Here is a 26,015-nt window from a genome sequence, read left to right on the forward strand (position 1 = left end):
CTCTTCTAGTTCGCGGCGCTGGCGGTAGGGGGGGGCGGGGGGGCGGGGCCCCCCCCCCCCCCCCCCCCCCCCCGGGGGGGGGGCCCCCCCCCCGGCCCCCCCCCCCCCCCCCCCGCGGCCCTGCGTCGCACCCCTCGGTGTGAGCGCGGACCGCGCTGTCAGCCGGCGTGCAGCGCGCCGCGCAGGGTGGCGGTGGCCAGCGTGATGGCGGCCTCGGCGGCGTGGGTCTCGCGGAGGGCGTTGAGCATCTCGAAGTCGTGGATGATGCCCTGGAAGCGGACGGCGGTGACCGGGACGCCGGCCTCGCGCAGCTTGTTGGCGTAGGCCTCGCCCTCGTCGCGGAGCACGTCGGCCTCGCCGGTGATCACCAGGGCGGGGGGCAGGCCGGTGAGCTGCTCGGTGGTGGCGCGCAGCGGGGAGGCGGTGATCTGGGCGCGTTCGGCCTCGTCGGTCGTGTACTGGTCCCAGAACCACTGCATGCCGTCGCGGCGCAGGAAGTAGCCGGTGGCGAACTGGTGGTAGGAGCCGGTGTCGAAGTTCGCGTCGGTCACCGGGTAGAACAGCACCTGCTGGACGAGCGGGAGGTCGCCGCGTTCCTTGGCCATCAGGGTCAGCGCGGCGGTCATGTTGCCGCCGACGGAGTCGCCGGCCACGGCCAGCCGGGAGCCGTCCAGGCCCTTGGAATCGCCCTGCTCGACGACCCACTTCGCGACCGTGTAGTTCTGCTCGATGGCTACCGGGTAGCGGACCTCGGGGGACAGGTCGTACTCGGGGAACACCACGGCGGCGTTCGCGCCCACGGCGAGTTCGCGTACCAGGCGGTCGTGGGTGTGGGCGTTGCCGAACACCCAGCCCGCACCGTGGATGTAGAGGATCACCGGCAGGATCCCTTCGGCGCCGGCGGGCTTGACGATGCGGGCCCGGACACTGCCCGTCGGACCGCCGGAGACGGTGATCCACTCCTCGTCGATCTGCGGCTTGGCGATCTCACCGGACTGCACCTCGTCGACCGCCTTGCGGCCCTCCGCCGGGGGCAGGTCGAAGAGGTAGGGCGGGTTGGCGGTGGCCTCGGCGAACGCGGCTGCGGCCGGCTCCAGGACCGGCTGCACCGGCTCTACGGCGTCGGACATGTATAACTCCGGCAGGAGAAGATGAACGCTGGACTGCTGGTCCTCCGGCTGGTGACGGGACTCCTCATCGCCGGACACGGGGTTCAGAAGGTGAGCTTCCGGCTGGGAGGCCACGGCTTGGCGGGCGGGACCGAGGAGTTCCGCCACGACGGGTTCCGCGGCGGTCGGCTGACCGCGATCGTCGCGGGTGCCAGTCAGATCGGTGCCGGCCTGTTCCTGACCGCCGGACTGCTCACGCCCCTGGCCGCGATGGCGGCCATGGGTGTGATGACGGTCGCGGGCACCGTCAAACGGCCCAAGGGCCTGTGGTTGCAGAACGACGGCTACGAATACCCGATGGTCCTTGTCGTCGTCTCCGCGGCGCTGGCTCTCACCGGGCCCGGCCGCTGGTCGCTCGACCAGGCGCTGGGTATCACGCCCTGGCCGCTGTGGGTCGTCCTCCCCGCGATCGTGGCCGGCCCGGTGAGCGGACTGCTCACCCGCGTCGTACTGCACCGTCCGCCCACCGCAACGGAAAGGAAGCGGTATGCGCAGGCTGCTGAATGACGCGGTACGCACACTCGTACCGACCGGAGAGGACCGCCACGGCCCGCTGCCTCCCCTGATGCTGACGCTCACGGTGGTCACCGGTCTGGTCGACGCGGTGAGCTATCTGGCGCTCGGGCACGTCTTCGTCGCCAACATGACCGGCAACGTGGTGTTCCTGGGGTTCGCGCTGGTCGGCGCCGCGAACCTCTCCGCGCTCGCCTCCATCGTCGCGCTGGCGGCGTTCCTCCTCGGCGCGCTCACCGGAGGCAGGCTCGGCACCCGCTTCGCGACGCACCGCGCAAACCTGCTGAAAACGGCCACCGCCGTGCAGACGGTCCTGGTCGCCGTCACTGTGGCCGCCGCCGTGGTCACCGACGGACGGGTCACCACCGGGGTCCAGTACACCCTGATCAACGCGCTGCGCCAGGCCATCGGCGCCCAGTTCCTCGCCCGCGGCCGGCAGGTCGTCTCCCTCTGCGGCGACGGCGGTTCTCCATGCTGATGGGCGACTTCCTCACACTCGTCCAGTACGCACCGATCAGCGTCCGCGCTCGCTGCGGCAGCGTGCGCCGCACCGTCATGGCTCGTGGCCCGCCCAACGGGACGTCCCGCGGGGTCAGCACGTCGACCTGCGGCGCGGCCTCACCCTGGTCGGAGGCACCGCAGCGCAGCGCGATGGGATCCGTTTCGACGTTGCTCATCGAAGGCCCTTTCGCATCCGAATGTGATTTCGTATTCAACTCAGTGGGCCCGGACGGCCTCCTCGATCAACTCGATGACGCGCTCCGGGTGGGCGAGCATCACCAGGTGCGAGGAATCGACCTCGACAGTGGTCATGCCGGCACGCTGGTAGCCGTAACGCTCCACCTCCGGGTTGATGGTGTGGTCGGCCGTGGCGACCAGACCCCAGGAGGGCTTGGTCTTCCACGCCGCCTTCGGCGCCTTCTCGGCGAAGGCCTGTGCGGCCAGGGGACGCTGGGAGACGGCGAGGACGGCCGCGAGGTCGGGATCGACATCGGCGGCGAAGACGGACGGGAACTTGTCGATCTCGACCGACACATCGGTGCCGGGAGTGGCGGAGCCCTCGATCGGGAACGGCGTGTAGACGAGCGCGGTGGCGAGGTCGGAATCCGGGAAGCCGCCCTGCAGCTCGCCCAGGCTCTTGCCCTCCTCCAGGGCATAGCCGGCCAGGTAGACCGGCGCTGTGACGTTGTCCTCCGCACCGGCGACGGTGATGACGGCGCCGCCGTAGGAGTGCCCGACCAGGACGACCGGTCCGGGTATCCCACGGACGATCGAGGCGATGTAGGCGGAGTCGCCGAGCAGACTGCGGTTGGGCACCGCCGGGGCCACGACGTCGAGGCCGCGGGCGATCAGTTCGGGGATGACACGGGCGAAGCTGGACGCGTCTGCGAAGGCGCCGTGGACCAGCACGACGGTCGGGCTGCCGGAACGGGACAAGGCACAACTCCCTGGGGATGTCGGTCATGGTGAGCGGCTGATGCGGGCCGCGGGCTCGAACAGCACACTAGGGGCCCCCGGCGAGGACGCCTTGTCTGCCGGTGCACGGTCTGTGGTCCATCCGCGCCTGTGAGGCGTGCGGGCGAGGGACACCTTCGAAAGGCCTGCGCGGCGGTGCTCCGGCACTCGTCCTCCACCAGCTCTTCCTGGCACTCCCAGGCAAGCAGCGATGCGCTGAAGGACAACAGGCGGCGAGACGTCCGCCCTAGCCTGACGACATTCCGTGCCGCGCATGCCGCGAACACGCCAGTCACTCCAGAAGAAGGAACGACACCTTGCCGTACATCACCGTGGGCCAGGAGAACTCCACCACCATCGACCTCTACTACGAGGACCACGGCACCGGGCAGCCGGTCGTCCTCATCCACGGCTTCCCACTCGACGGCCACTCCTGGGAGCGGCAGAGCGCCGTGCTGCTCGACGCCGGCTACCGCGTGATCACCTACGACCGCCGCGGCTTCGGACAGTCCAGCCAGCCGACCACCGGCTACGACTACGACACCTTCGCAGCCGACCTGAACACCGTGCTGGAGACCCTCGACCTGCGCGACGCCGTCCTGGTCGGCTTCTCCATGGGCACCGGAGAAGTCGCCCGGTACGTGTCCACCTACGGTTCCGCCCGGGTCGCCAAGGTCGCTTTCCTGGCCTCCCTGGAGCCCTGCCTGCTCAAGACCGACGACAACGCCGACGGGGTCGCCCCGAAGGAGTTCTTCGACGGCGTCGTCGCGGCCGTCAAGGCGGACCGCTACGCGTACTACACCGACTTCTACAAGGACTTCTACAACCTGGACGAGAACCTCGGCACCAGGATCAGCGAGGAGGCCGTACGCAACAGCTGGAACGTCGCCGCGGGCGGCGGCTTCTTCGCGGCGGCCGCCGCGCCGTCGACCTGGTACACCGACTTCCGCGCCGACATCCCGGCCATCGACGTGCCGGCCCTGATCCTGCACGGTACGGGCGACCGGATCCTGCCCGTCGAGGGGACCGCGCGCCCGTTCCACAAGGCGCTCCCGTCCGCCGACTACGTCGAGATCGAGGGCGCCCCGCACGGCCTGCTGTGGACCCACGCGCAGGAAGTCAACACGGCACTCCTGGCCTTCCTGAGCAAGTGACCTCCCGCCGCAGGCCCGCCCCGGCGGGCTTGCGGTCAAACTTTGCCCCACGGCGCCCTGTTCCAGGGCAGGGAACATCGGCACCCACTTCCGGCTCCCGGCCGGGGCGGGTGTTCGTCGTTTTGGCGCCTGCGGTCTGACCTCTCCCTTCGCCATCGTTTCGGTGGGCTTGCTTTGGTCAGCTGACGGCGATCCTTTCTGCTCGGGGTGTGTCCGCGGTCAGGGGCCTGGTCGCCGGGTCGTAGGCGAGCAAGGACTCCTGACTGCGGAGATGGGCGACTGCCTGGGCAACTGGGGGCGGCTGCATTGCGTCCCTGGTCACGGCAGCCGGCCGGGGTGATCCATGTGACCGGTGAGGCGCAGGTGCAGGGCGGGCAGATGCCGCAGGACATGCTCCAGGGCAGACGCCTTGTGCTTACGGTTGTTGGGGAGAAGAAAGCACTGTGCGCAGGTGCCTGCGGGAGCTGACTCCGAGCTTGGTGAACACGTTGCCGAGGTGCCATTCCACCGTGCGTGGGCTGATGAAGAGCTGAGCGGCGATCTCGGCGTTGGTGTTGCCGTCCCTCGCCAGCCCGGCGATCTGGCTCTCTTGGCTGGTGAGTTCGTCGAGGGCGCCGGCTGTTCGCTTGCGTACGGTCTCCCCGGTGGCCAGAAGCTCCCTGCGGGCCCTTTCGGCGAAACCGTCGGCCCTTATGCGGCTGAACACCTCGTAGGCGGGCCCTAGTTGCCTACGGCTTTCCTGGCGGCGGTTACGGCGGCGCAGCCACTCTCCGTACAGCAGACGGGCACGGGCCAGGTGGACGGTGATCCGGCAGTGCCCGAGGTGTTCGATCGCCTCCTGGTAGAGCGCATCTGCGGCCTCGTCGTCGCTCAGCAGCGCGCGGGAGCATGCCCCGACGCCCAGGGCCCATGCGGTTCCGCCGGCGCGGGTGTGTTCGGTCAGCATGCCCAGTGGCGCCGCGGCGGTCTCGGGCTGCCCGCTGCGTGCGGCCGCCTCGATCAGTTCGGCCAGGGCCCAGCCGAAGAAGCCCAGGTCCTCGTACCGGCATGCGCGCATCGCGGCCGCCAGCGCGGCATCGTAGCGGCCGAGGCCGTTGTACAGCAGCGCGGTTGCGTACTCGGCGAGGGCGAGGGAGCGTCCCTCTCCCCGGGCGCGCACTTCTTCGACAGTGGTGCCGATGAGGTCCAGCGCTTCGGATTCCCGGCCCCGCCAGGCGGCGAGTACGAGCGATGCGTACATCATGGGTACCCCGCCCACTGCCTCCGAGATCGCCGTGGCCTCGTCGATCAGAGCCGCTGCGGTGTCGAGTTCGCCGGCATGCACCTGGAAGCACGCCTGGTAGCTCAGCGCCATCGGCAGGACGGCAAGTGCCCCCGCTTCGCGGGCGAGGGTGACCGCGCTGGTCGACAGCTCGAACCAGGCGTCGTCGTCCCACAGTTCCGTGGCAAGTGGCTCCGGTGTCAGCCGGCACGCCAGCCACAGCCGGCGTATGTCCGCATCCGCCGCGGCGGGTCTGTGCTCCTGTTGGACGGCATGCTGTGCGCGCCGCAGCGCCTGGACGCCGGCGGGGCAGCCGTCGATGATCCGGCTGACGATACTGTCCAGGAGGACGTCGACAGGCCGCGGCGGTGTCGGCGGCGGCGGTCCGGCACGGGCTGCCTCGGCCACCTCCCGCTGTCCGGGGCCTTCGCTCAGACGGCCGGCGTAGATCGCCGCGCCGGCCGCTTCCAGCAGCGTGTCACGGGCGAGGGCGGCGTCGAGAGGCGCCAGCCGGTGTGCGGCGTCGAGCAGGAGCCCGGGCGCCTGGCTGCCGCGTACCTGGGAGAACACCAACCGGGCTCGCAATCGTTCGAGTTGCGCGCGCTGCAGGTCGTCGAGGGGGCCGGCCTCCGCGGCCGCGAGCAGGTTGCGGGCCTGGTCGGCTCCGCCGGCGTCGATGTGGGCTTGAGCGGCGGCCAGTGCGCGGGTGACACGGCGTGCGGGATCGGGGGTGAGTTCCGCTGCGGTTTGCAGGAACGAGGCTTGTGCGGCCGCTCCTCCTCGTGCTTCGGCCCGGCCTGCCGAGCGCTCCAGGTCGAGGGCGATGCTCTCGTCGGGGCCGCTTGCCGCATGTGCGCGATGCCATGCCCTGCGATCGGGATCCAGGCCGGGATCGGTGGCTTCGGCGAGTGCTCGGTGCGCCGCCCGGTGGTCCGGCGCGGATGTCCTGTGGTAGATGGCCGAGCGCACCAGGGGGTGGGAGAACCGCACTCGGGTGCCGAGCTCGACGAGCCTGGCGGTCTCGGCTGGTGCTGCGGCGTCGGGCGGTATCTCCTGCAGGCCGATAGCGCGCCGCAGCAGACTCGCGTCTCCGGTCGGCTCAGCCGCAGCGGTCAGCAGCAGCCGCCGACTGTCCTGGGGGAGTGACCGGAACCGCTGGTAAAAGGCGTTCTCCAGGCGGCTCGCCAGGGGGCGCCTGCCAGCGAGCCAGAAACCGCCTGCCAGCTCCGCAGGCGTACGGGGCAGATTCAGCAGAGCCATCGGGTTACCGTGAGCCTCGGCAACGATCCGGTCCCGTACCAGCGGGTCGAGCGGTGCACGGACGGCCGAGGCCAGCAGGGCCCGAGCGTCGGGCTCGCTGAGTCCCCCGACGATCAGTTCCGGCAGTCCGTCCAGCTCGTGATCGCCATGGGAATCCCGCAGGGCGAAGATCAGCGCCACCCGTTCGGCCATCAACCGCCTGGCGGCGAACGCCAGAACCTGCCGGGACCCGTCGTCGAGCCACTGCGCGTCATCGACGAGACAGACCAGAGGCCGGTCCTCTGCGGCGCCGGCCAGCAGACCGAGCACAGCCAGCCCCACCAGGAACCGGTTCGGCGCCTGGCCTTCCTGCAGTGCGAACGCGACGGAGAGGGCGTCGCGCTGCGGTGTGGGCAGGCGCTGGAGGCGGCCGAGCAAGGGCGCGCAGAGCTGGTGAAGGCCGGCGAAGGGGAGTTCCATCTCGGATTCGATACCTGCGACGCCGACGGTACGGAATCCGGCGGCTCTGCGCTCTGCGAAGTCCAGCAATGCGGTCTTGCCGATACCCGCCTCACCGCGGAGGACCAGGACGGCGCTGCTGCCCGATCGCGCTTGGGCCAGCGCCCTCTCCAGCGCGGCCAGCTCACGGTCCCGACCGCGCAGCCCGACCTGTGGATCCCTGACAGGCACGCTCATAAGTCAACTTCCGGGGCTGCATGCAGACCGCAATTTCGATTTTCCCATTTTAGCGCATTCGATAATTGCCTATTTGGTATCGCGATAAACATTTTTACGAAGTTCGGGCTGGCTCATTTCGCTCGATGGGGGACGCCTCTGCGCTTGCCGGCGGACAGGTGCCCGGCGCGGACCCCGTGCCCCGGGGGGCCGGCCGGGGGCCGATCCCCGGGGGTTTCCCTGGGGCGAGGCGCACCCGCCCTGCCCGACTGTGGCGGAGCCGGTGACACGGGGTCGCCGGCAGCAGTCAAGGAGATTCACATGTCTGTCACGCCCCGAGAGCCGGCGATCCGGTCGTTCAGGTTCGAGTTCCCTGAGGCGGAGCTGGAGGAGCTGCGCCGACGTGTCGTGGCGGCGCGGTGGCCCGAGAAGGAGACCGTCGCCGATCAGTCGCAGGGCACGCAGCTGGCCACGGTCCAGGAGCTCGCGCGGTACTGGGCGTCGGAGTACGACTGGCGCAAGGTCGAGGCGAAGCTGAAGGCTCTGCCGCATTTCATCACGGAGATCGATGGGCTGGACATTCACTTCATCCATGTCCGCTCCAAGCATGAGGATGCTCTGCCGCTGATCGTCACCCACGGATGGCCGGGCTCGATCATCGAGCAGTTGAAGATCATCGACCCTCTGGTCGATCCCACCGCCCACGGCGGCAGCGCGTCGGACGCCTTCCACGTGGTCATCCCGTCGATGCCCGGCTACGGCTTCTCGGGCAAGCCCACCACGACGGGCTGGGGTCCCGAGCGCATCGCACGCGCCTGGGGCGAGCTGATGAAGCGCCTTGGCTACACCAAGTACGCCGCGCAGGGCGGCGACTGGGGTGCGATCGTCGCCGACTTCATGGGCGTGCAGGAGCCCGAGGGCCTGGTCGGCATCCACACCAACATGGCCGGCGTGGTTCCGCCTGCCATCGACGCGGCGCTGATCGCGGGCAACCCGCTGCCCGCGGGCCTGGCGCTCTCCGACGAGGAGAAGGCGGCGGTCGAGCAGCTGGACTTCGTGTACCGGCACGTCTACTTCGCCTACCTGATGGGGTCGCGTCCGCAGTCGCTGACCGCACTCGCGGACTCCCCCGTGGGCCTGGCCGCCTTCCTGCTCGACCACGACGCGGCCAGCCTGGACATGATCTCCCGGGCCTTCGCCGGCCGGCCGGAAGGCCTCACCAGGGACGACGTCCTCGACAACCTCACGCTCTTCTGGCTGACCAACACGGCGATCTCCGCGGCTCGTCTCTACGCGGAGAACTCGACCTCTTTCTTCGGGGCCAAGGGCGTGAACCTGCCGGTCGCCGTGAGTGTCTTCCCCGATGAGATGTATCAGGCCCCGAAGAGCTGGGCGGAGCAGGCCTACCCCAACCTCGTCCACTACAACCGGGTTCCCAGGGGCGGCCACTTCGCCGCCTGGGAACAGCCCGAGCTCCTCGTCGAGGAGGTCCGCGCGGGCCTGCGGTCACTCCGCTGACCGGAGCGTCTGCCCCCTGACCGGCGCGCCTGATCCGCCGGACAGGCGCTGACTCGACGACGGCGGCCGAGTGACTCGACGGCGAGCGCTCGGCCGCCCCGGGCATTCGGCCCCGTCAGGCGCCGGGTCGGCTGTCGTCCAAGGCCGCTTCGGCGCCCATTCACCACGAACTTCGGAATTGATCCGGCGGCGTGCTGCCGCGCATCCGCCGTGAGACTCACGGCCCCTTGTGCGCCGTCCATCGTCCCGGCCCCGCGACCGGAGCAACCCTGACATCGGGGTGACCCGTCACGGCAGTCACGCGCTGGTCGTCGTGTGCGGCGAACTGGACGTGCCCACCGCACCCCGGCTCCAAGCGGTCCTTCGCGACTGCGCCGACCGGGTCAAGCACATCACTATGGACCTGGGTTGTGGGCACTTCATCGACGGTGCGGGGCTGGGTCCTGGGTGGCCGACTCAGACCTGCGCACGCCGCCAGGGCCGACGGTTCACCATCGTCTCGGCCACCCGGCCCGTACGCCGGGTGGCGGGCCTGACAGATGTGGACCATCTGGTCGAATCGGGGGGCTCGACATGACCGGGCTTCTGAACCGCTTGGTCCTCCTGGAGACGGTCCGCACTCGGGTCGGGCACGCCAGAAAGTGGCTTCGCTCTGCCGGGAGCTGGTGGAGGCGGGGGTGCCCTCCTTCGCGGACAGCACCGACGTAGAGGTTCTCGATGACGTCGTACGTGGAGAGGAACATCCCACAGTGTCCGTCCCCCGGGACGTTCCCGTGCGCTGAGCAGCCCTCCAAGGCCCCATCTGCGCCCAGCCGGTCGGGGCGTGCATCCCCCGCCGGCGGCACTCCCTTCTCGGATGTCCTGTGCTGATGGGGACCTTTGAAAACGGCCGGGTCTGAGGGATCCTTGATCACCAGAACGTAGATTTTGGCCATGCCTGGTGACTGGCAGACGGATCGGATCGGGACTGAGCGGCCCCGTTGGTGAGTGTGGGGCCCGGGCCGGTGGCTTGATCCGTCCGCGAGTCTTGATCGCTGCCGAGCCTGTCGATTGGTTGGTCGGCATGACTGAACTTGGACCCGTCGCCTGGCCGCCTGCCTCGATCAAGACCGAGCGGCTCGTACTCCGCGAGTCCGAGGCCCGGGACCGCGCTGCGGTCATCGAGCTGAACGGCAACCGCGCGACCTGTCATGTTCAGTCTCTGCCGCTCCGGATGCAGGTCGGTATTCGAGGCAAGGATTGTGTGCGCGTCCGTATGCGGCAGTTCTCAGTGATTGGGATGTGTGCTTCCGCGCTGGGGGCCGTGCTCCAAGCCAACGCAACGAGAGAAATACACCGCGCTATGTATCACCAAGCGGAAGTGTTTTCGGCGTGCATTTTCGAGAATCTCCGCCGGGTCAGCGACCCGCGCTGCGCCGCCCGCACAGGGGCGCGCACCCCCGCCCACGGCGCCCCTGTGGCCCGCCGGCGGGCGCAGATGCCGCATGAGTCGGCGGGGCCCCGACGGCGCGGGATCGGACGGGAGCCAGTCAGGGCTGAACTCTGGGCTGGCCTGTGCTGAACCACGTCCTCTTCTCCGGCCTGCGCGGAAAAAGAGGTGTCGGGTAAGGGTGGAGGGCTTTGTCCATGGGGGTGAGCTGGGCGAACGCCAGAAGCGCGGGGACGGGTGCGGCAACTCTCGGTGCAACGGTGCAGCCGACTGTCCAGGCAACGGTCAGGCCCACCAGGGAAGCAACTGCCCGCGAAGTGCCGGTGGGCTCTGGTCGGCCGTGCGGCATGCCGGCCGGAGCCGAGGCCCCGTACGCCGCGCCTCGCGATGCCGGCATCGACGCGCGGCTGGCTCCCGCGGGTCGGGTCGGCTCGGTGAACCGCCCGGCCGCCACCTACACCCGCATCGGCGTGGACAGCTCTGCCATGCCCGCTTCCGGATCGGCAGGCCCCGGTGGACTTCACAGCGGGATTCTGCCGTACGCCTCGCTCGCTCCTCGACCCGCCACCCGACCGAAGTTCGTAGGCCTCAGTGGGCACCTCGACCGCGGACCGCCCGCACGGGAAAAGGACTCGAGCCAACGACTTGGCCGGCATCAGCGGCCGCATGGCGTTCCGAGCGCTCACGACCGCGCCGGGTGGAACACCCAACTTCGGAGGGGCAGGCTGTAGTCATGCGGTCGCTCATCCGCCCATCCAGTCCATCAGCGGCGGGCGGTCATAGCCCGGTCCTCTTCAGGCTCGCACAGTGTGTGCCATTCGTGATCATATTGCTCGCGCTGGGGATTGAACTCTCCCCTGGACACGCGGTGATCACCGGTCCTCTCCTCGCCGCCATGCCGGCATTGGCCTCGCTGACGATGGGCCCCAAAGGCCCCCTTTCAGCAGCGGCCGGAGCCTTCGCCGTCACCGTCATCACGGCCACCCTCCACCACAGCTGGGGAAGCCAGGTCTACAGCAACCTCATCTCCCTCCTCGTAGTGTCGGCAGCCAGTGTCACCATGAGTAATGCAGTGCGCACGCGCAGGCAGAGTGAGCTCAACCAGGTTCGCCGAGTCGCCGAGGCAGCACAACGGGTTCTGTTGCGGCCTGTACCGCCCCGGCTCGGTCCCGTCCAGATGGCCAGCAAGTACCTCGCGGCAGAGACGGGCGCGCAGATCGGCGGCGATCTGTACGAGGCAGTGCACACTCGGTACGGCGTCCGGATGATCGTGGGAGACGTCCGCGGCAAGGGGCTGCCCGCCGTGCGCCTGGCCGCAGCCGTGCTGGGTGCTTTCCGGGAGGCCGCGCACTACGACGAGGATCTGGCGGAGGTGGTGAATCACTGCGCGGCAGCGCTGGAACGCGAGCGGGCGGCGCTCAACGCGGTTGATCAGGCCGAGGAAGACAACCTGACCGAGGATTTCGTCACCGCGCTCGTGGCTCAGGTATCAGACGCCTTCGTGGTCGAGGTGGTCAATCGCGGCCATCCGCCCCCGCTGGTGCTCCGCCGGGGCAAGGTGGAGGCCCTCACCCCCGCCTGCCCACTGCCGCCCCTGGGCCTGGAAGAATTCATGACCGTTCCGCCTGCCAAAGCGGAGAGCTACCCATTCGCACCCGGTGACCGTCTCCTGCTGCACACCGACGGCGTGGTCGAAGCCCGCAGCCCCGACGGCGATTTCTTTCCCCTACGCAAGACCACAGAATCGGTGCACCCCTGCACCCCGTCCGAGTTCCTGGAACGGCTGCACCGAGAACTGATCCGCCACACCCACGGTTACCTGGCGGACGATGCTGCGATGCTCCTCGCCGAGCGGCTCAACGAAGCAGGCGAAAGCAGTCAGCATGGCCCTCCCGCCAACTGAACTACTCAGCCACAACACAAGCGGCAGGGTTATCGGTTCCGGTGATGACGTACAGCTTCCACTTCAAGAACTTCGATGCCGGCTGAGCTGGCCCAGCGGTGAGGCTGGACGCTTCCCGGGCCGGAAGCGGACCGGTCGGACGGCGGATCTCGACACCTATCAGGGGGTGCCGTGGTGGCACCCCCACCACGAGGCGAGATAACTCCGTGTATCGCGCAATCCGAAGCCCAGCCGCCTGTAGCCGAGCACCTCCCGCAGCCGCTCCACGTCGCCCGCCGTGCCGGCCAACTCGGCACCGTTCAGCCGGGCGGGCCACGGCTCACCTCTGAATTCCTGCGCGCGTTGGTCGCAGCTGCGGCTCACGAAGCTCGTGCCGCGAAGTGCGAATGGCTCCACGTTGATTTCGAGGAACACCTGCGTTCGTTCTTCGCCAACGCCTCGTCCTTGGCGATGCTGTGCGACCACCGTGTCCAGGATGAAGGCGTGAACTCCGCCGTCCCAGACCACGTTGACGAAGCCGATCAGCGAGCCGCCTTCCCAGGCGCAGACCCAGGCAAGACTGTGGCGCTCAAGTCGTTCTCGCCAGTCAGTCCGAGCTACCGAGTGGCCGAGGCCGTCAGCATGCAGCGCGTTGAGGGCGGCGTTGTCGAAGTCGCCGCGCCACTCGTACTCGATCGTCACTCCTCTATCGTAGGGTCCGGGCCAAGTCCAGCAATCGAATTACGGAGCGAGGAGAACTCGCTTGCGGAGGAGTTCGAGTCCAGCGCGGCCGAACATCTGCCGCTTGAGCATTTTGATCCGCTTGACATGGCCCTCCACGACACCGGAGTTCCACGGAAGTGAGAGGCCAGCGACGACGGCCTCGAGGTCGCGTTCGAGGTGCTGGGCGAAACGGCGGAGGCTGGGCAGCTCCGTGGTGGCGGTCGCCGATTCGATCCATGTCGGAAGTTGGGCGCCTTGCAGTTTAGTGAGCATGTGGGCGAAAGAGCGCACGTGCTCGGCGAGCGCCGTAAGTTCAGGGCAGTTGGCCAGGACGGCCTTGAAGTGGAGCCGGTCGCTCTCGGCAGGGCGTCGGGGCGGGTGAGGATCCAGCGCGTGACGGCGCGGGCCGATGGTGGCGCCGGGGCCCGACCGGCTGGGGCTTGCCGCGCAGGATCCGGCTGACGTGGTTGCGGCCGTTGCCGTAGCCCTGCGGGTAGCCCAGTTCCTTGATCTCTTTCCATAGTTTCCAGGCGTTGGCGCAGCTCTCCTGCCAGCGTTGATCGAGGTAGGGCATGTAGGGGTCGAGCTTGGTCGCGCGGCTTTGCCATTGGCCGGTGAACAGTTCCTCCGGAGTGGCGGTGCGGGAGAATCGCAGGATGGTGTTGAGCGTCATGCCGAGGTGCCGGGCGACGGATCGCTTGCTGTGTCCGGCGGCCAGGAGAGCGTGAATCGTGGCGTGCTTGGCGCGGGTACGTTCGGCGAACCGGTGGCCCGTCGGCCAGGGCGATGACGAGGCTGACTCCGCCTCCACCTGCGGCTCGTCCGGCGGTGCCGGGGCGGGGCGAAGGCAGCTGCGGTGCCAGTAGACGCACTTCTCGGCGGCTTCGCCCAGGTTGTGCCAGAGGTGCCACCGGTCGGCGACGTGGAGAGCCTGCGGGGTCCCGCGGGTGGCGCCTTCAGCGAAGAAGGGGGCGCGCTCACGGCAGACGATCTCGATGCCGGGCCGCTCGGCGAGCCAGGCCGCCGGCGTGTCCGCCTCCCGGTCCGGCAAGAGGTCCACCGGGCGACGTGCTCGACGTCGACGAGCACAGTCCCGTAGATCCGGCCCTTCGCTGGGCGTATTCGTCCACGCCGACCACGCGGGGCGTCGCCACGGGGGGCACCGATCAGCCGGAACACCTTGCTGAGGTTGATCGCCTCGCTGCCGGATCCTCCCGAAGACATCAGTCGTCCGGGCGCCGGCCCGGCCTGCGAGCGCGAGACCGACCGAGACCAACGTGGATCGCAGTCGCTCGGTCCGTCGGCCGAACCGCCGGGTAAGCCCCGGGAACCTGCTCGGCAAAGGTCTTGCGAGGACAGGAGCTCTCCGCACAGACGAACCGACGCACCCGTAAGGACACCACGACGAACTTGCCCGCCGTCGGCAGATCACGAGGAAACCGCAGGTAGGAGCCATGTATTCGCCCCGACCAGCGCCCGCAGCCCGGGCAGGCCGCCCGGCTGGCCGTAGTCCGGGCCTCGACCCGGACGACCGTGTCGGCCACGTCGACCGACTCCACGGAAACGCCCACTACCGAGGAGAACAGCAGCTCATCCAGATGTGGCCGTACTTCGTTCACGGCGCAGCACTGTCGACTACACCGCGTTGTGGGCGGGCGATTTTCGGGCGACCTCAGCCGCCGTCACACGAAGATCCACGGTCACTCTGCGTATGCGACCACAAGAAGTGGACCAGAGCCCAATCTCGTGAACAAAACCACAAGACGGACCTGCTCGACGCCGTCCGCGCAGCCCGCGAGGCGATGCGCGTGCTGCTGGCCCCCGGCAGGTCGCCGACAGACGTCAGCCGGACTCGGGACGTCGGCGCTCGCTGGGCGCCCCCGGAAAGGGCCGGCCATGACTGTTACCGTTCCCCATCCGCCCCGAACAGCGCCCAGGCCCACCAGGCCGAAGCCGCCGCATACAAGTGCGCCGCGCCGGAGATTCGGTTTGCGATCCTTGACCTTGTCGAACGCCTCGCCGCCCTGTGCCACTAGGCGATGAACCTCACGTCGGCCGCCGCCGCGCTCGACGGGCGCCGTCGCGTGCTGACGTGCGAGGTTCGCAGCGACGGCCGGAGCGAGCCGTCGATGCCGATCGTGTTCGAGGAAATGGTGCACGAACTGGCAGCCCCGACCGGGAGTGCGGCGTGCACCTGATCCGCCTGTGGCATGGAGCCTGTCGCGACCGTCTGGCTACCGGCGAGGCCCCGCATGAGCTGTTCAGCGCCGTGGAGCGCTGCCGCTGATGAAGACCCGGCCGGCTTGGATCTCGGCCGGGCCCGACCAATGCGACACTCCCATTCCAGTCCCGAGCCTCCTGTGTCGGGCAACCGGAGGTCGGCGGCGCGTGTGCTCCTGCGTCGTCGACCTCGGGATTTGAGTGGTGACGAATGCAGCCCGACGAGGTCAACGCCGTGTTCCAGTGGCCGAGTCGCACCAGCCGGTGTAGCGTCGTGATCAGCAGTCGTGGTTCCGAAGTCCCGTTCGCCCGTGATCGCGGTCACGGGCGTTTTGCTGTTCAAGGCCTCTCCGGACCAGGGCGATCACCTCCGGATCCCGCGCGGTGCGGGGCCCGATACGAGTCCCTCGAGGGAGACAGGCACATGGCTACAGGCACGGTGAAGTGGTTCAACGCGGAGAAGGGCTTCGGCTTCATCGAGCAGGACGGCGGTGGCCCCGACGTCTTCGCCCACTACTCGAACATCGACGCCCAGGGCTTCCGGGAGCTGCAGGAAGGTCAGAAGGTGACCTTCGACATCACGCAGGGCCAGAAGGGCCCCCAGGCGGAGCACATCCGCCCCGCCTGACGGCGCCACGAAGAAGCCCCGGCCCGTGCGTCCACCGGCTGGGGCTCGTCCGTCTCGCGGCACCGCCGGGTGCGCCTGCTCGACGGTCCGTCCTCGGCCTTCCCCGAGGTGACGTTCCTTCCGTGAGGCGCGTGCGTTCGGCCGTGGGGGCGCCCGGGAAAGCGGGCGGCCCCACGGCGGCGGCTCGGCCTACTTGGCCGGGCACTGCTTCCACGCAGGTTCCAGGCCTGCACCGTGCAGCGCCGGTTACGGCAACCGGCTGCTGCACGGCTGGCTGACTCAGCAGCCCGTGGCGTTGTAGTTCCAGAACGCGGTCCTGGTCTGCGATCCGGCGATCCCGTCAACGGCACCGGCGTTGTAGCCGACGGCGTTCAGAAAGCGCTGCAGCGCCTTGATCGTGTTGGTGCCGACGATCCCGTCCACGGTGCCGGCGTTGTAGCCCCAGGCGTTGAGCATCCTCTGCGCCGCCTCCCAGCTGTTGGTGCCCAGTTGCCCGTCGACGGTGCCGGCGTTGAAGCCCCAGGTGTTCAGGCAGCTCTGCCAGTTTTCTGCCCGGGCCGTGCTCAGGCCGAGGTTGTTCACCGCGAGCGGGGAGATGTGCCGGCTGCCGACCGCGGGCCTGGCGGCCGCCTGCGGGGCCGCCACGCTCGGACTTGCGCCCGCGAGACTCCCAGCCGCAATCCCGGCGAGGGCGGTTGCGGTGAGGAGCGCCTTAGTCAGAGAAGATCGCATTGCTTCCTCTTTCCGATCGGATTCCGCGAAGCCTTGACGCGGCCGGCGTCACCGGCCGTCCGCGCTGACCCAAGGCTTTCCAGGATCGTGTGGCCAGGCTTGTACGAATGCGACCTACCGGCCCTCGGTGCCTGATTCGGCCAAATGCCCCTCGTCTGTGCCTTACAGCGCCTGTATCGCCTACGGTCTTTGCCGTGTTCACGTCGACCTATGGGGGTTCGACCCATGTACAGACACGAACTTCTCGAACGGCGCGCTGCCCCTGACTTACGCGATCAGGTCCTGGGCTATCGCGGCTTTCGTTTCCATGCGATCGGAGCACGGCGCAGACTCCTGATCCCCGACGGCGTGGTGAAGGTGATGCTGGGCTTCGGCGACCCGCTGCGCGTTCTCGACTCCTGCGACCCGAGACGCACGTGGAGCGGGTCCTCGTTGGCCGGTGGCATCCGGACGAGGGGCGCGATCGGCGAGCACACCGGCCTCATCCATGGGGTGACCGTCCTGCTCAGCCCCCTCGCCGCCTACCGGCTGTTCGGAGTGCCCATGTCCGAATGGGCTGAGCTGTCCGTTCCTCCCGAGGACCTCTGTCGCCGGCCCTGGGCAGACCTGCCCGTCCGGCTGGCGCAGGTACCGGACTGGCACAGCCGCTTCGCCGTGTTGGACCGCGTGCTGCGCGCGGCACTCGACGCAGGCCCTGCTGTCAGCCCCGAGGTGGTCTGGGCCTGGCGCAAGATACAGGGGACCAGTGGACGGGTACGGGTCGAGGAACTCGCGGCACAGATCGGCTGGAGCCGTCGCCACCTCGAACGACGCTTCCGCTGTTACACAGGGCTGACGCCGAAGGGGGCGGCGCAGGTGATGCGGCTGCAGGCGGCTCTACACCTGAAAGAGGCCGGTGCCAGCTGGGCCGATGCCGCGACGCAAGCCGGGTACCACGATCAGCCTCACTTCGACCGCGTGTTCAAGGCGATGACGGGCCGCACGCCGACTGCCTTTCGCTCGGAGCGCATGGCCGCCTCCCCGCACGACGCCCAGGACTTCGTCCGGGGACAGGTGACGAGCGCCATTCTCGCAAACCCGACCTGATTTCTTCCCGGCTCGGAACCGCGGTGCTCACCCAGACCTCGAGTTCCTACGATGCCGCTGCCCGGCGGCCCTACGGTCGAGATCCACCCGCCGGGTCGTCACTTCGTGAGCCGCTCAAGGGGAGGTCAGGGCTATGAACATGGCGGGGCACCCGGGGCAAACGAAGCACGCCGGATCAGTCTGAGCCGCAGTCGTCGACAGTGACCAGGGCGAGAACCCCGGCCACGTCGATGTCGGCGGCGTCACCCTCGGCGAACAACGCTGCATCCAAGCGGTCGAGGCGGAGGGACGTCCCGCCGAGGACGACCGACCCTTGAAGGACCACTGCGAGCACGCACGTTCCGGCTTCCGGCCGCACCGCGACGCGGTCGCGCGCGATCTGGACCCGTGCCGTCGCATCGGCGCGCCGCACCATGACGTTGAAGTCGACGATCGGCCCGCCGAGCAGCTCGCATTGTGTCTCGCAGTCACCGGAGAAGGCGAACGGCTCGTACGGGGCGGTCATCACGCACCGGACGCCGTCGACCGTGAGGGCCATGCCGAGACCTTCGACGACGGTGATGATCCTGTCCACGCCCTCGAAGATGGAGAACGGACCGCTTTGCGCGACATCGGCAATGCTGACACGCCAGACGAAATCGCTCGTCCCCGCTCCCTCGGGGTGGGCGGCCACCTCAGAGGTGACACCTCCGCCGTTCTTCCACGGCGCGGGTGCTCTCTCCTCAGCCCGCAGAACCTGCACTGCCATGTGCTTTCCTTCCCCGATGGGATGGCCCCCCAGAGCCGTTCCGCCCGGCTCGGCTGCGGACAAGACGAAGAGGACCCGGTGGGTCGAACTGCGAACCCGGAGCGCGGGGCCTTCGGCACCGCACTGTACGCGACGGCCTTCAACGCCTCGCAGGAGCCGGAACGCAGGCAGGCCAGTCGGCGCAAGTGACTTGTCCGCCTCGTCGGGGAGGAACCGGGCGAGGCGGGTGCCAGTGCAGGTCGTGCGCTCCAGCGAGAGACGGGAGATGACCTGCTCCAGCGCGGCAGCCGCGTCGCCGCTCACCGTGACGGCGGCGCGGACGCTGGTGGTGTCCTCGCCCTCGCGGCGAGCCCGCAGACCGGTCGCGGTCAGCCCGGAGTCGGTCAGGGCCTGGGCGGGCAGGGCCCGGGTGTGGGTCCGGGACCTGCGCTCGCAGCGCAGGTGCACGCCGGCCGGTACCTGGTGTCCGGGTCGCTGCCGGCGGCCGGGGCCCGGTCCAGCAGGCGTCCGGCCGGGCGCAGCAGCATGTGGATGCCGAGCACGGTAAGGGTGCCGAGCACGGCCAGGGTGAGCCGTCCGGAGGCGGCCAGTACGCCGACCGCTGCCGAACACCACAGGGCGGCAGCCGTGTTCAGTCCGCGCACGCCGGCGCCGTCGTGCAGGATCACCCCTCCGCCCAGATCTCCTGATCGCGTCCGCGCTGATGTCCGGGTACAGGACGGAGGCGGGCAGGATCACCGACAGCATGACCAGCACCCCCACCGCCGCCGCAGTGAAGGCGTTGGTCTTCGGGCCGTTGACCCACGGTCCCGGAACCTGCTTGTCCTTGCACAGCAGCAAAAGGAACACGCGCGCGGACGGCAGCAGCACGCCGACGAGGGTCTGCACGCCCTCCGTCAGCAGGTCCAGCGGCGAGCCCGGGATCATCACGATCGTGGCCGCGGCGGCAACGAGCCCGGCGTAGACGGCGTAGAAACCCTTCGCGCCGCCGACACCCCGGTGCAGGGAGTGCTTCATGCCCAGCACGTCACCGATCGCGTACGCGGTCGACAGCGACACGGCGAACGCGCCGATGATCGAGGCGTCCAGCAGCGCGATCGCGAACAGCACCCCGGCCAGCTTGCCTGCCTTGGCCTCGAGGCCGTGCGCGATCCCGGTGGTGTCGGTGAACTGGCCGAAGCCGTGCGTCCCCGAGAACGCGGCGACCGTGAAGCCCATCATCGCGGCAGCGCCGATGACCACGACGACGATGCCGATGATCAGTAGCGTCACCGTGGACAGGCGCCCGGAGCCGCGCGGCAGGTTCGGGGTGACGAAGTCGGCGGCCATCTGCGAGGCGGGCGGGTGGACCATGGCGTAGATCGGCACCCGCGGCAGCGACGCCGCGCACAGCGTCATCACCACCCGCTCGAAGCGGCGGAAGGGTCCGCTGACTGCCGACGCGATGATGATCAAGGGGGTTAGCACCACCGCCGCCGCCTTGGGCCGGCCCAGGTAGCCGGCGGACAGCGTGATCCCGATGAACTCGGTCACCAGAGTGAGCGCGTTGAGCAGGAACAGGTCGATCACGCTGAACGCGCCCCAGAACTTCCCGAACCGCTCCAGGCTCAGCCGGGCGTGGCGACCGCGCCGAGGCGCAGCACCACGTCTTGGTTGATGTACAGCACGGGCACCAGCAGGAGCAGGGTCCATCGAAGGTGGGTGCGGTAGTTCTGGCCGGCTTGGCCGACTGACCCCGGCGCTCGCCGTGGTCGTCCAAGCGGATGGTGCCCAGCGCGCCCTGGATGTCGCCGATGTGCGCGTCGTCGGGTACCGCCACGCGTGGCGCGACGACCGTGGTCACGGTGGTGTCGGTCATGGTGGCCTCCATGGCCCCCGGGTTCGGGGGAGGTCGGGGGCACGCAGCAGCCATCACCCCCGCACGCCGAACGCGCAGACAGCATCACCACCGGGCGCAGGAGTGCCCGTGGACACGGCGCGGCTGGGGTGCCGCGCAGGGAGGTGGTGGTTACCGCGTGCCGCAGCGAGGATGCGTACTTGCCTTTGCCGGTCAGGGCCGGTCGTGCGCGATCTGCAGTGCCACTTGGACGACAGGCGCCTCGTCGGGGAAAGGGAGACTACGGCGGCACGAGCGACCTCGACATCTGGTGCGCGCAGCGCGGTGCGCCACGCCGCCCGGCAGCTGGCCGAGACCACCCCGAAACTGACCGCGGGCTCCGCGGACGCCTATCGTGCCGGGCTCGCCACCCGCGCCGCTGACCTGCGCAGGGCCGCACTCGCCGCCTGGATCACCGGCATACCCGAGGACATCATCGCCGCGGACGGGCGCCTGCCCGTGGCCGTCGTACATGGTGGATGGCGGCCAGCTTCTCGCCAGGACACTCCGGCGACAGATGACCGTGGCGGACAACGCCGGTGACGGCCTGCCGTCGGCCGCCCTCGGTCAAAGACCGGTCATGGATTAGGGAAGCGGGTGAGGGCGGGCGTAGGCTTTAGGCGGTTTGAACAGACACCTCGTTCGGTGAGGCGTCTTCACGGACACAGGCCACTGATCCCACCCGTCGAGAGACGCTCCGGATCAGGACAGGTCTCCCCGGCCCAAGGGGTGACCCCAAGTGGCTTCCCCGTACGGGGATCACGCCGTGGAGTGCCAAAGCTCTGACGAGTTGGGGTGTGCCGGAACCGAGCGTGCTCCGGCTGCCCCTTGCCGCAAGACCGCGACACCTCGTGCGCGGCCGTGACCGGGAGGAGGCGACATGGACAGTAGTCCGGGCCATAGTCGGCCCCTCTTCGTGTTGTCCGCGCCGTCCTTCCGCGGCCCGCGGTAGCTCGTTCCTTCCTGACCCGTCCGGCTCGTTCCCGGTGGTCCGGCCTGCGCACCGGCTTGTCCAGGCGTGCCGACGTATGCCCTGGCAATACCTGGTCACCGGCCGGTACGGGGAGGAAGAGCACCGCCGAGGGCCGCCCGTTGCCCCGTCGTGGCGGGGTAAGGAGGTGTTCACCTTGGCTGCTCACACTCTGCTCATGTCCACCAAGGCTCGGTTCCGCAACCGCCGGGTCCACCTCGAACGCCGTGCCACCGCCACCAAAACCGTCCGCGCCTCCCTCGTCTCGCTGGCCGGCCTGATCGGCGGACCGGTCACCAACCAGGCGGACGAGGAGGTCGGCCGCGTCGTCGACGTGGTCGCCCGGCTGTACGGCACGGAGCCGTACCCGCCGGTCACCGGGCTGATCCTGCGCATCGGCCGCCGACAGACCTTCGTGGCCTCGGACGCGATCGGCAAGGTGCAGGCAGGCCACGTACAGCTGCGCACCGCCCGCGTCGATCTGCGCGACTTCTCCCGCCGTCCCGGCGAGGTGCTGCTGGCCAAGGACATCCTTGACCACCAGCTCGTCGACGTGGACGGCGTCCAGGTCACCCGGGCCGCCGACCTGTACCTCGCGCCCCTGGTCGGCCAGGTCGTGCTGGTCGGCGTGGACGTCTCCCTGCCGACCCTGCTGCGTCGGCTCGGCCCGCGGCGCCGGCAGGCCCGGCCGACCCCGGAGCGGGTGCTGGACTGGCAGGCCGTGGCACCGTTCGCCGAACAGGCCACCGAGGGCCCGCCGGAGGTCCGGCTGCGCGCCTCCCGGGCCGCCCTGCAGCGGCTGCGCCCGGCCGACCTCGCCGACATCCTCGAGGACCTCGGCCGCGACGAACGCCAGCAGCTGCTGGGCTGGCTGGAGCCGGAGCAGGCCGCCGACGCGCTGGAGGAGATGGAACCGGCCGAGCTGGAGAACCTGCTGCGCGAGGCCCAGCCGGAACACGCCGCCCGCCTGCTGGACGAGATGGAGCCGGACGAGGCCACCGACGCCCTGCGCGACCTCACCCGCGAGGAGCGCGAGGCCCTGCTGTCCCGCATGCCGAGCGGCGAGGCCGCGGAGCTGCGAAGGCTGCTGACCCACCGCGAGGGCACCGCCGGCGGTGCCATGACTACCCTGCTGATCATCGCCCGCCCGGACGAGACCGTCGCCAAGGTGCGGGCGCAGCTGGCCGAACAGGCCGAGCACCGCACCGAGATCGACGCGATCGCCGTCGTGGACGACAACGGCCGGCTGCTGTGCGACCTGCCCCTGTTCGACCTGGCAGTCGCCGAGGACACCACCCTGATGGCCGACCTGGTGACCTGGCGATCCCAGTTCGGCCCTCCGGTGACCGTCCGCCCCGACACTCCCCTCGGCGAGGCCGCCGACCAGCTGGTCGCCTCCCGCGCCTCCTCACTTCTGGTGGTGGACGACACCGACCGCCCCAACGGCCGGATCCTTGCCGACGACCTGCTCGACCATCTGCTGCCCGAGCGCGGGCGTCTGCACTTCCGGAGGTTTCTGCAGTGACCGGCGACCTGGACACCACCTCGGCCGCGTCCCCCGCCGCCCCCGCCACGCGGCGGCGGGGCCTGGGCCGTCTCGCGATGGTCGCCGCCATCGCCGGTCCCGGCCTGGTCGCCGCGAACGCCGGCAACGACGCCGCAGGCATCGCCACCTACGCCTCCGCGGGCTCCCAATTCGCCTATGGCACGCTGTTCTTCATGGTGCTGGTCACCGTCGCCCTGGTCATGGTCCAGGAGATGGCCGTACGCCTCGGCGCCCACACCGGCAAGGGCCTGGGGGCGCTGATCCGCGAACAGTTCAGCCTCCGGCTGACCGCCCTCGCCGTCTTCTGCCTGTTGCTGGCCAACACCGGCCTGGTCGTCAGCGAGTTCGCCGGCATCGGCGCCGCCTTCGAACTCCTCGGCGTACCCAAGTGGGCGGTCATTCCGCCGGCCGCGATCCTGCTCTGGTCGCTGGTCCTGTTCGGCTCCTACCGGTGGGCCGAACGCATCTTCCTCATCATGTCGCTGGCGTTCTTCGCCTACCCCATCGCGATGATCCTCGGCCACCCCCACTGGGGCGAGGTCGGCAAGCACCTCGTCGTCCCGCACATCGAGCCCAACAAGAGCTTCATCCTGCTCGCCGTCGCCCTGATCGGCACGACCGTCAGCCCGTACATGCAGTTCTACGCCGCGGCAGGCGTCGTCGACCGGGGCGCCAAGCCCGAGGACTACCGGCTCATCAAGCTGGACGCCGTGATCGGTGCGGTGTTCGCCTGCCTCATCAGCCTGACGATCATCATCGCCACCGCTGCCGCGATCGGCGGCACCGGCCCGCTGGACTCAGCCGCCCAGGCCGCCGAGGCCCTCAAACCGGTCGCCGGTCAGAACGCCGAACTCCTCTTCGCCGTGGGCCTGATCGGTGCCTCCGCGCTCGCCGGTGCCGTCGTCCCGCTCTCCGCCAGCTACGCCGTCGGCGAGGCCGCCGGAGTGGAACGCTCCGTGTCCCGCAGCTTCCGCGACGCACCGCTCTTCCTGGGCCTGTTCACCGCCCAGATCGTGCTCGGCGCGGTGGTCGCCATGACCCCGGTGAACGTCATCCAGCTGCTCATCGGCACCCAGGTCCTCCAAGGCTTGATCAGCCCCATCGTGCTGGTCTACCTCCTGGTCCTCACCAACCGCCGCTCCGTGCTCGGCGCGGCGGCCAACGGCCCCCGCTACCGGATCGGCGCCACCGCCGTGGTCGTCGGCGTCGCGGGCATGTCCACCATCCTGCTCGTCCAGACCGTCCTCGGCTGGTTCGGCCTCGGCTGACCCCGGTCCCCGCCTGAGAAGAAGGCCCGCCGTGAAGAAGTACGGCCCCTGCCCGGCAGGTACTGCCCTGGTCCGCCTGGATCGCCACTCGTGGCGGGCGAGGCACTGACCAGCGACGAACTCATCGACCGCTACGAGGAGCTGATCGACCGCTTTCCGATCTGGTCGATCGAGGACGGCCTCGGCGAGGACGACTGGGACGGCTGGGCACGCCTGACCGAACGGCGGGGCGAGCGAGCCGCACGCGCGCGCCGCGATCGAGAACAGCGACTGCGTGCATTGCATCGTGTCAGCGGGCAGCGAGGCGGTCGACCCTGGCGGACGGGCGACCGGGGCGCCTGAACGCCTGTGGTGTGCCGGAAGGGCGCATCTCGCCGGGGACGCCGATTTCGACGACGGCTCGCTGAATCGAGCGGGTCATTTCGCCGAGTCTGCGATGCCGGCCTGGACGCGCTGGTCGGCGCGATCGTCATGACGCGTGACGAGGGATCGGCGAAGCTCTGTCCTGCGGAGAAGAGCCGGTTGATCGTGTCGGACATGACCCGGTTCAGGAGGGGGGCGATCAGTGCATCGGTGGGCTCGCACCAGGAGGAGTCCGTCGCGCCCTGCCACAGACGGGCCGGGTCTCCGCCGACGAAATTGCTCGGAGGAATAGTCAAGACCTGTGGATCGGCATGTCATGCGACCTGCTGGGTGCGTCCTGGTTCCAGGCTGGTTTCTTAAGTGGGTCGGTTGATGAGGATGGGCCTGGCGGAACCTCAGTCCTAGAATCTGGTCATGGGTAGGACAGACCGCGCCAGCCGGGTGATCGCGGCACCACCGGAGACCGTCTACGGCGCCCTCCTCGACCGGGAGTCCCTCGAGGTCTGGCTGCCGCCGGATGGCATGCGCGGGCGGGTCGAGCGGTGGGATCCCCGGCCTGGTGGCGGGTTCCGGATGGTCCTCACGTACCTCGACCCCGCTGACAGCCCCGGCAAGACGTCAGATGCGACCGATGTCGTCGACGTCGGGTTCGCCGCCCTGGTGCCGCCGGAGCGCGTGGTGCAGCGGGCAGTGTTCCAGGCTGACGACCCGTCGTACGCGGGCACCATGACGATGACGTGGCACCTCGCTGCCACCGGTGAGGGGACCGAGGTGACCGTTACCGCCACGGACGTGCCGCCCGGCATCGACCAAGCGGTCCACGAGGCCGGGATTTCCTCCTCGCTAGACAACCTGGCGTCGTACGTCGAAGCGGTGGACTGACTCGGGGCGGCTGTGCCCCGGGCCCGGCCACGTCGTCAGAGGAAGCGGTCGAGCACTCACACCCGTCATCGCACGCATCCCGTCAGATGATGGCTGAGTAATTGCCAAGATCGACGGAACTGCTGAGGTTGTTCATGCTGCGTGGGCTTCGGGGCGTTCGACGAGGTGGCCGCGTTCGAAGCGGGCTCCAGCGCGGACGAGAGCGACGAGGTGGGGTGCGTTCACGGCCCGCCAGCGTGCCTGGGCGGACTCGACGAGCTTAAAGACCATCGCCAAGGCCGCGGCCGCGCTGCCGGCGCCCTTGGTGACCTTCGTGCGGAGCCGGACGGTGGCGAAGGTCGACTCGATGGGGTTTGTGGTGCGCAGGTGGATCCAGTGCTCGGCGGGGAAGTCGTAGAACGCCAGCAATTCGTCCACGTCGTCGGTGATCTTCTTGACCGCCTTGGGCCACTTTGCGCCGTGGCTCTTGTCGAACGCCGCGACGGCCTTGAGGGCGTGGGTGCGGTCCTCGGCGTTGTAGATCTCCCGCAGGGCCTTCTTCGCCCCGGGCTGCGCGGACTTCGGCAGCGCGTCGAGGGCGTTGGCGATCTTGTGAAGCCGTAAAGAATCAAGGTGCTGCTTTACATGGGCGGGCTCGTTGTCAGGGTATGGCGGTTCCGGAGGAGATCTGTTCCCAAC

The 26,015-nt window shown here is 69.3% G+C and carries 24 protein-coding genes, 4 pseudogenes and 1 riboswitch; of the genes and pseudogenes, 15 read left to right on the forward strand and 13 right to left on the reverse strand.

Going from position 1 to position 26,015, the window contains the following annotated elements:
• Positions 1-158 precede the first annotated feature (158 nt).
• Positions 159-1,130 carry an alpha/beta hydrolase gene (locus ACFYOH_RS42150; RefSeq protein WP_388636960.1) on the reverse strand — a complete coding sequence of 324 codons (972 nt, stop codon included), beginning with the start codon at positions 1,128-1,130 and terminating at the stop codon, positions 159-161.
• A 21-nt stretch (positions 1,131-1,151) separates the two neighbouring features.
• Between ACFYOH_RS42150 and ACFYOH_RS42155 the strand changes: the two genes are divergently transcribed.
• Positions 1,152-1,676, forward strand: a complete 525-nt coding sequence (locus ACFYOH_RS42155; protein ID WP_388636962.1) for a DoxX family protein — start codon at positions 1,152-1,154, stop codon at positions 1,674-1,676.
• Positions 1,657-2,160, forward strand: a complete 504-nt coding sequence (locus ACFYOH_RS42160; protein WP_388636965.1) for a DUF1275 family protein — start codon at positions 1,657-1,659, stop codon at positions 2,158-2,160. Before ACFYOH_RS42155 ends, ACFYOH_RS42160 begins: the two co-directional genes overlap by 20 nt.
• 25 nt (positions 2,161-2,185) lie before the next feature.
• Here ACFYOH_RS42160 and ACFYOH_RS42165 read toward each other — a convergent pair.
• Positions 2,186-2,359: pseudogene (locus ACFYOH_RS42165) on the reverse strand (pirin family protein); the annotation flags it as partial.
• A 40-nt stretch (positions 2,360-2,399) separates the two neighbouring features.
• Positions 2,400-3,119, reverse strand: coding sequence for an alpha/beta hydrolase (locus ACFYOH_RS42170; protein WP_388636968.1), 720 nt, complete (start codon positions 3,117-3,119; stop codon positions 2,400-2,402).
• A gap of 335 nt (positions 3,120-3,454) precedes the next feature.
• Between ACFYOH_RS42170 and ACFYOH_RS42175 the strand changes: the two genes are divergently transcribed.
• Positions 3,455-4,291 carry an alpha/beta fold hydrolase gene (locus ACFYOH_RS42175; RefSeq protein ID WP_388636971.1) on the forward strand — a complete coding sequence of 279 codons (837 nt, stop codon included), beginning with the start codon at positions 3,455-3,457 and terminating at the stop codon, positions 4,289-4,291.
• 415 nt (positions 4,292-4,706) lie between these two features.
• Here the strand turns inward: ACFYOH_RS42175 and ACFYOH_RS42180 are convergent, their stop codons facing one another.
• Entirely contained in the window at positions 4,707-7,487 is a 2,781-nt protein-coding gene (locus ACFYOH_RS42180; RefSeq protein WP_388636974.1) for an AAA family ATPase, read from the reverse strand.
• Between the two features lie 300 nt (positions 7,488-7,787).
• Here ACFYOH_RS42180 and ACFYOH_RS42185 point away from each other — a divergent pair, with 300 nt between their 5' ends.
• The 4 genes and pseudogenes from ACFYOH_RS42185 to ACFYOH_RS42200 form a co-directional block, all read left to right on the forward strand.
• Positions 7,788-8,984 carry an epoxide hydrolase family protein gene (locus tag ACFYOH_RS42185; protein WP_388636977.1) on the forward strand — a complete coding sequence of 399 codons (1,197 nt, stop codon included), beginning with the start codon at positions 7,788-7,790 and terminating at the stop codon, positions 8,982-8,984.
• 280 nt (positions 8,985-9,264) lie between these two features.
• A complete protein-coding gene (locus ACFYOH_RS42190; RefSeq protein WP_388636980.1) occupies positions 9,265-9,561 on the forward strand; it encodes an STAS domain-containing protein in 297 nt (98 codons plus the stop codon).
• A 1,663-nt stretch (positions 9,562-11,224) separates the two neighbouring features.
• Positions 11,225-12,316 (forward strand): PP2C family protein-serine/threonine phosphatase, encoded by a 1,092-nt coding sequence (locus ACFYOH_RS42195; protein WP_388636983.1) that lies wholly within the window; start codon positions 11,225-11,227, stop codon positions 12,314-12,316.
• Between the two features lie 339 nt (positions 12,317-12,655).
• A pseudogene (locus tag ACFYOH_RS42200) lies at positions 12,656-12,754 on the forward strand (GNAT family N-acetyltransferase); the annotation flags it as partial.
• Here the strand turns inward: ACFYOH_RS42200 and ACFYOH_RS42205 are convergent.
• From ACFYOH_RS42205 to ACFYOH_RS42220, 4 genes and pseudogenes are all read right to left on the reverse strand, one after another.
• Positions 12,746-12,997 (reverse strand): annotated as a pseudogene (locus ACFYOH_RS42205) (GNAT family N-acetyltransferase); the annotation flags it as partial. The pseudogenes ACFYOH_RS42200 and ACFYOH_RS42205 overlap by 9 nt on opposite strands.
• A gap of 39 nt (positions 12,998-13,036) precedes the next feature.
• Complete coding sequence (locus ACFYOH_RS42210) at positions 13,037-13,291, reverse strand: transposase (RefSeq protein ID WP_388636986.1); 255 nt, start codon at positions 13,289-13,291, stop codon at positions 13,037-13,039.
• 40 nt (positions 13,292-13,331) lie between these two features.
• The gene (locus ACFYOH_RS42215; RefSeq protein ID WP_388636989.1) at positions 13,332-14,078 is read right to left on the reverse strand and encodes a hypothetical protein; all 747 of its coding nucleotides are present in this window, start codon (positions 14,076-14,078) and stop codon (positions 13,332-13,334) included.
• 163 nt (positions 14,079-14,241) lie between these two features.
• Positions 14,242-14,637 (reverse strand): transposase family protein, encoded by a 396-nt coding sequence (locus tag ACFYOH_RS42220; protein WP_388636992.1) that lies wholly within the window; start codon positions 14,635-14,637, stop codon positions 14,242-14,244.
• Positions 14,638-15,057: 420 nt separating this feature from the next.
• Here ACFYOH_RS42220 and ACFYOH_RS42225 point away from each other — a divergent pair, with 420 nt between their 5' ends.
• Positions 15,058-15,216 carry a hypothetical protein gene (locus ACFYOH_RS42225; RefSeq protein WP_388636994.1) on the forward strand — a complete coding sequence of 53 codons (159 nt, stop codon included), beginning with the start codon at positions 15,058-15,060 and terminating at the stop codon, positions 15,214-15,216.
• 446 nt (positions 15,217-15,662) lie between these two features.
• Positions 15,663-15,866, forward strand: coding sequence for a cold-shock protein (locus tag ACFYOH_RS42230; protein WP_055492756.1), 204 nt, complete (start codon positions 15,663-15,665; stop codon positions 15,864-15,866).
• A 279-nt stretch (positions 15,867-16,145) separates the two neighbouring features.
• Here ACFYOH_RS42230 and ACFYOH_RS42235 read toward each other — a convergent pair whose 3' ends face one another.
• Positions 16,146-16,511 carry a peptidoglycan-binding protein gene (locus ACFYOH_RS42235; protein WP_388636997.1) on the reverse strand — a complete coding sequence of 122 codons (366 nt, stop codon included), beginning with the start codon at positions 16,509-16,511 and terminating at the stop codon, positions 16,146-16,148.
• Positions 16,512-16,823: 312 nt separating this feature from the next.
• Here ACFYOH_RS42235 and ACFYOH_RS42240 point away from each other — a divergent pair, with 312 nt between their 5' ends.
• On the forward strand, positions 16,824-17,684 hold the full coding sequence (locus ACFYOH_RS42240) for a helix-turn-helix domain-containing protein (protein ID WP_388637000.1): 861 nt from the start codon (positions 16,824-16,826) through the stop codon (positions 17,682-17,684).
• Between the two features lie 175 nt (positions 17,685-17,859).
• On the opposite strand, the gene ACFYOH_RS42245 is transcribed toward ACFYOH_RS42240, so the two are convergent.
• From ACFYOH_RS42245 to ACFYOH_RS42255, 3 genes and pseudogenes are all read right to left on the reverse strand, one after another.
• Positions 17,860-18,879: a HutD family protein gene (locus tag ACFYOH_RS42245; protein ID WP_388637021.1), complete on the reverse strand. Its 1,020-nt coding sequence runs from the start codon at positions 18,877-18,879 to the stop codon at positions 17,860-17,862.
• Positions 18,816-19,100 carry an MgtC/SapB family protein gene (locus tag ACFYOH_RS42250; protein WP_388637024.1) on the reverse strand — a complete coding sequence of 95 codons (285 nt, stop codon included), beginning with the start codon at positions 19,098-19,100 and terminating at the stop codon, positions 18,816-18,818. Before ACFYOH_RS42250 ends, ACFYOH_RS42245 begins: the two co-directional genes overlap by 64 nt.
• 19 nt (positions 19,101-19,119) lie before the next feature.
• A pseudogene (locus ACFYOH_RS42255) lies at positions 19,120-20,290 on the reverse strand (NRAMP family divalent metal transporter); the annotation flags it as partial.
• Positions 20,291-20,593: 303 nt separating this feature from the next.
• On the opposite strand from ACFYOH_RS42255, the gene ACFYOH_RS42260 reads away from it, so the two are divergent.
• The 5 genes from ACFYOH_RS42260 (at position 20,594) to ACFYOH_RS42280 (ending at position 25,337) form a co-directional block, all read left to right on the forward strand.
• Positions 20,594-20,851, forward strand: coding sequence for a hypothetical protein (locus ACFYOH_RS42260; RefSeq protein WP_388637003.1), 258 nt, complete (start codon positions 20,594-20,596; stop codon positions 20,849-20,851).
• 87 nt (positions 20,852-20,938) lie between these two features.
• A riboswitch (M-box (ykoK) riboswitch) is annotated at positions 20,939-21,110 on the forward strand.
• A gap of 346 nt (positions 21,111-21,456) precedes the next feature.
• Complete coding sequence (locus ACFYOH_RS42265; RefSeq protein ID WP_388637006.1) at positions 21,457-22,803, forward strand: magnesium transporter MgtE N-terminal domain-containing protein; 1,347 nt, start codon at positions 21,457-21,459, stop codon at positions 22,801-22,803.
• Positions 22,800-24,092, forward strand: a complete 1,293-nt coding sequence (locus tag ACFYOH_RS42270; RefSeq protein ID WP_388637009.1) for an NRAMP family divalent metal transporter — start codon at positions 22,800-22,802, stop codon at positions 24,090-24,092. The genes ACFYOH_RS42265 and ACFYOH_RS42270 overlap by 4 nt, the downstream gene beginning before the upstream one ends.
• A gap of 90 nt (positions 24,093-24,182) precedes the next feature.
• On the forward strand, positions 24,183-24,434 hold the full coding sequence (locus tag ACFYOH_RS42275; protein WP_388637012.1) for a hypothetical protein: 252 nt from the start codon (positions 24,183-24,185) through the stop codon (positions 24,432-24,434).
• A gap of 435 nt (positions 24,435-24,869) precedes the next feature.
• Positions 24,870-25,337, forward strand: a complete 468-nt coding sequence (locus ACFYOH_RS42280) for an SRPBCC family protein (protein ID WP_388637015.1) — start codon at positions 24,870-24,872, stop codon at positions 25,335-25,337.
• A gap of 132 nt (positions 25,338-25,469) precedes the next feature.
• On the opposite strand, the gene ACFYOH_RS42285 is transcribed toward ACFYOH_RS42280, so the two are convergent.
• Positions 25,470-26,015, reverse strand: a 546-nt coding sequence (locus ACFYOH_RS42285) for a transposase (protein ID WP_388637018.1), incomplete at its 5' end; no start/stop codon positions are given.

Source organism: Streptomyces sp. NPDC007856 (assembly GCF_042868225.1).
Lineage (GTDB): Bacteria > Actinomycetota > Actinomycetes > Streptomycetales > Streptomycetaceae > Streptomyces.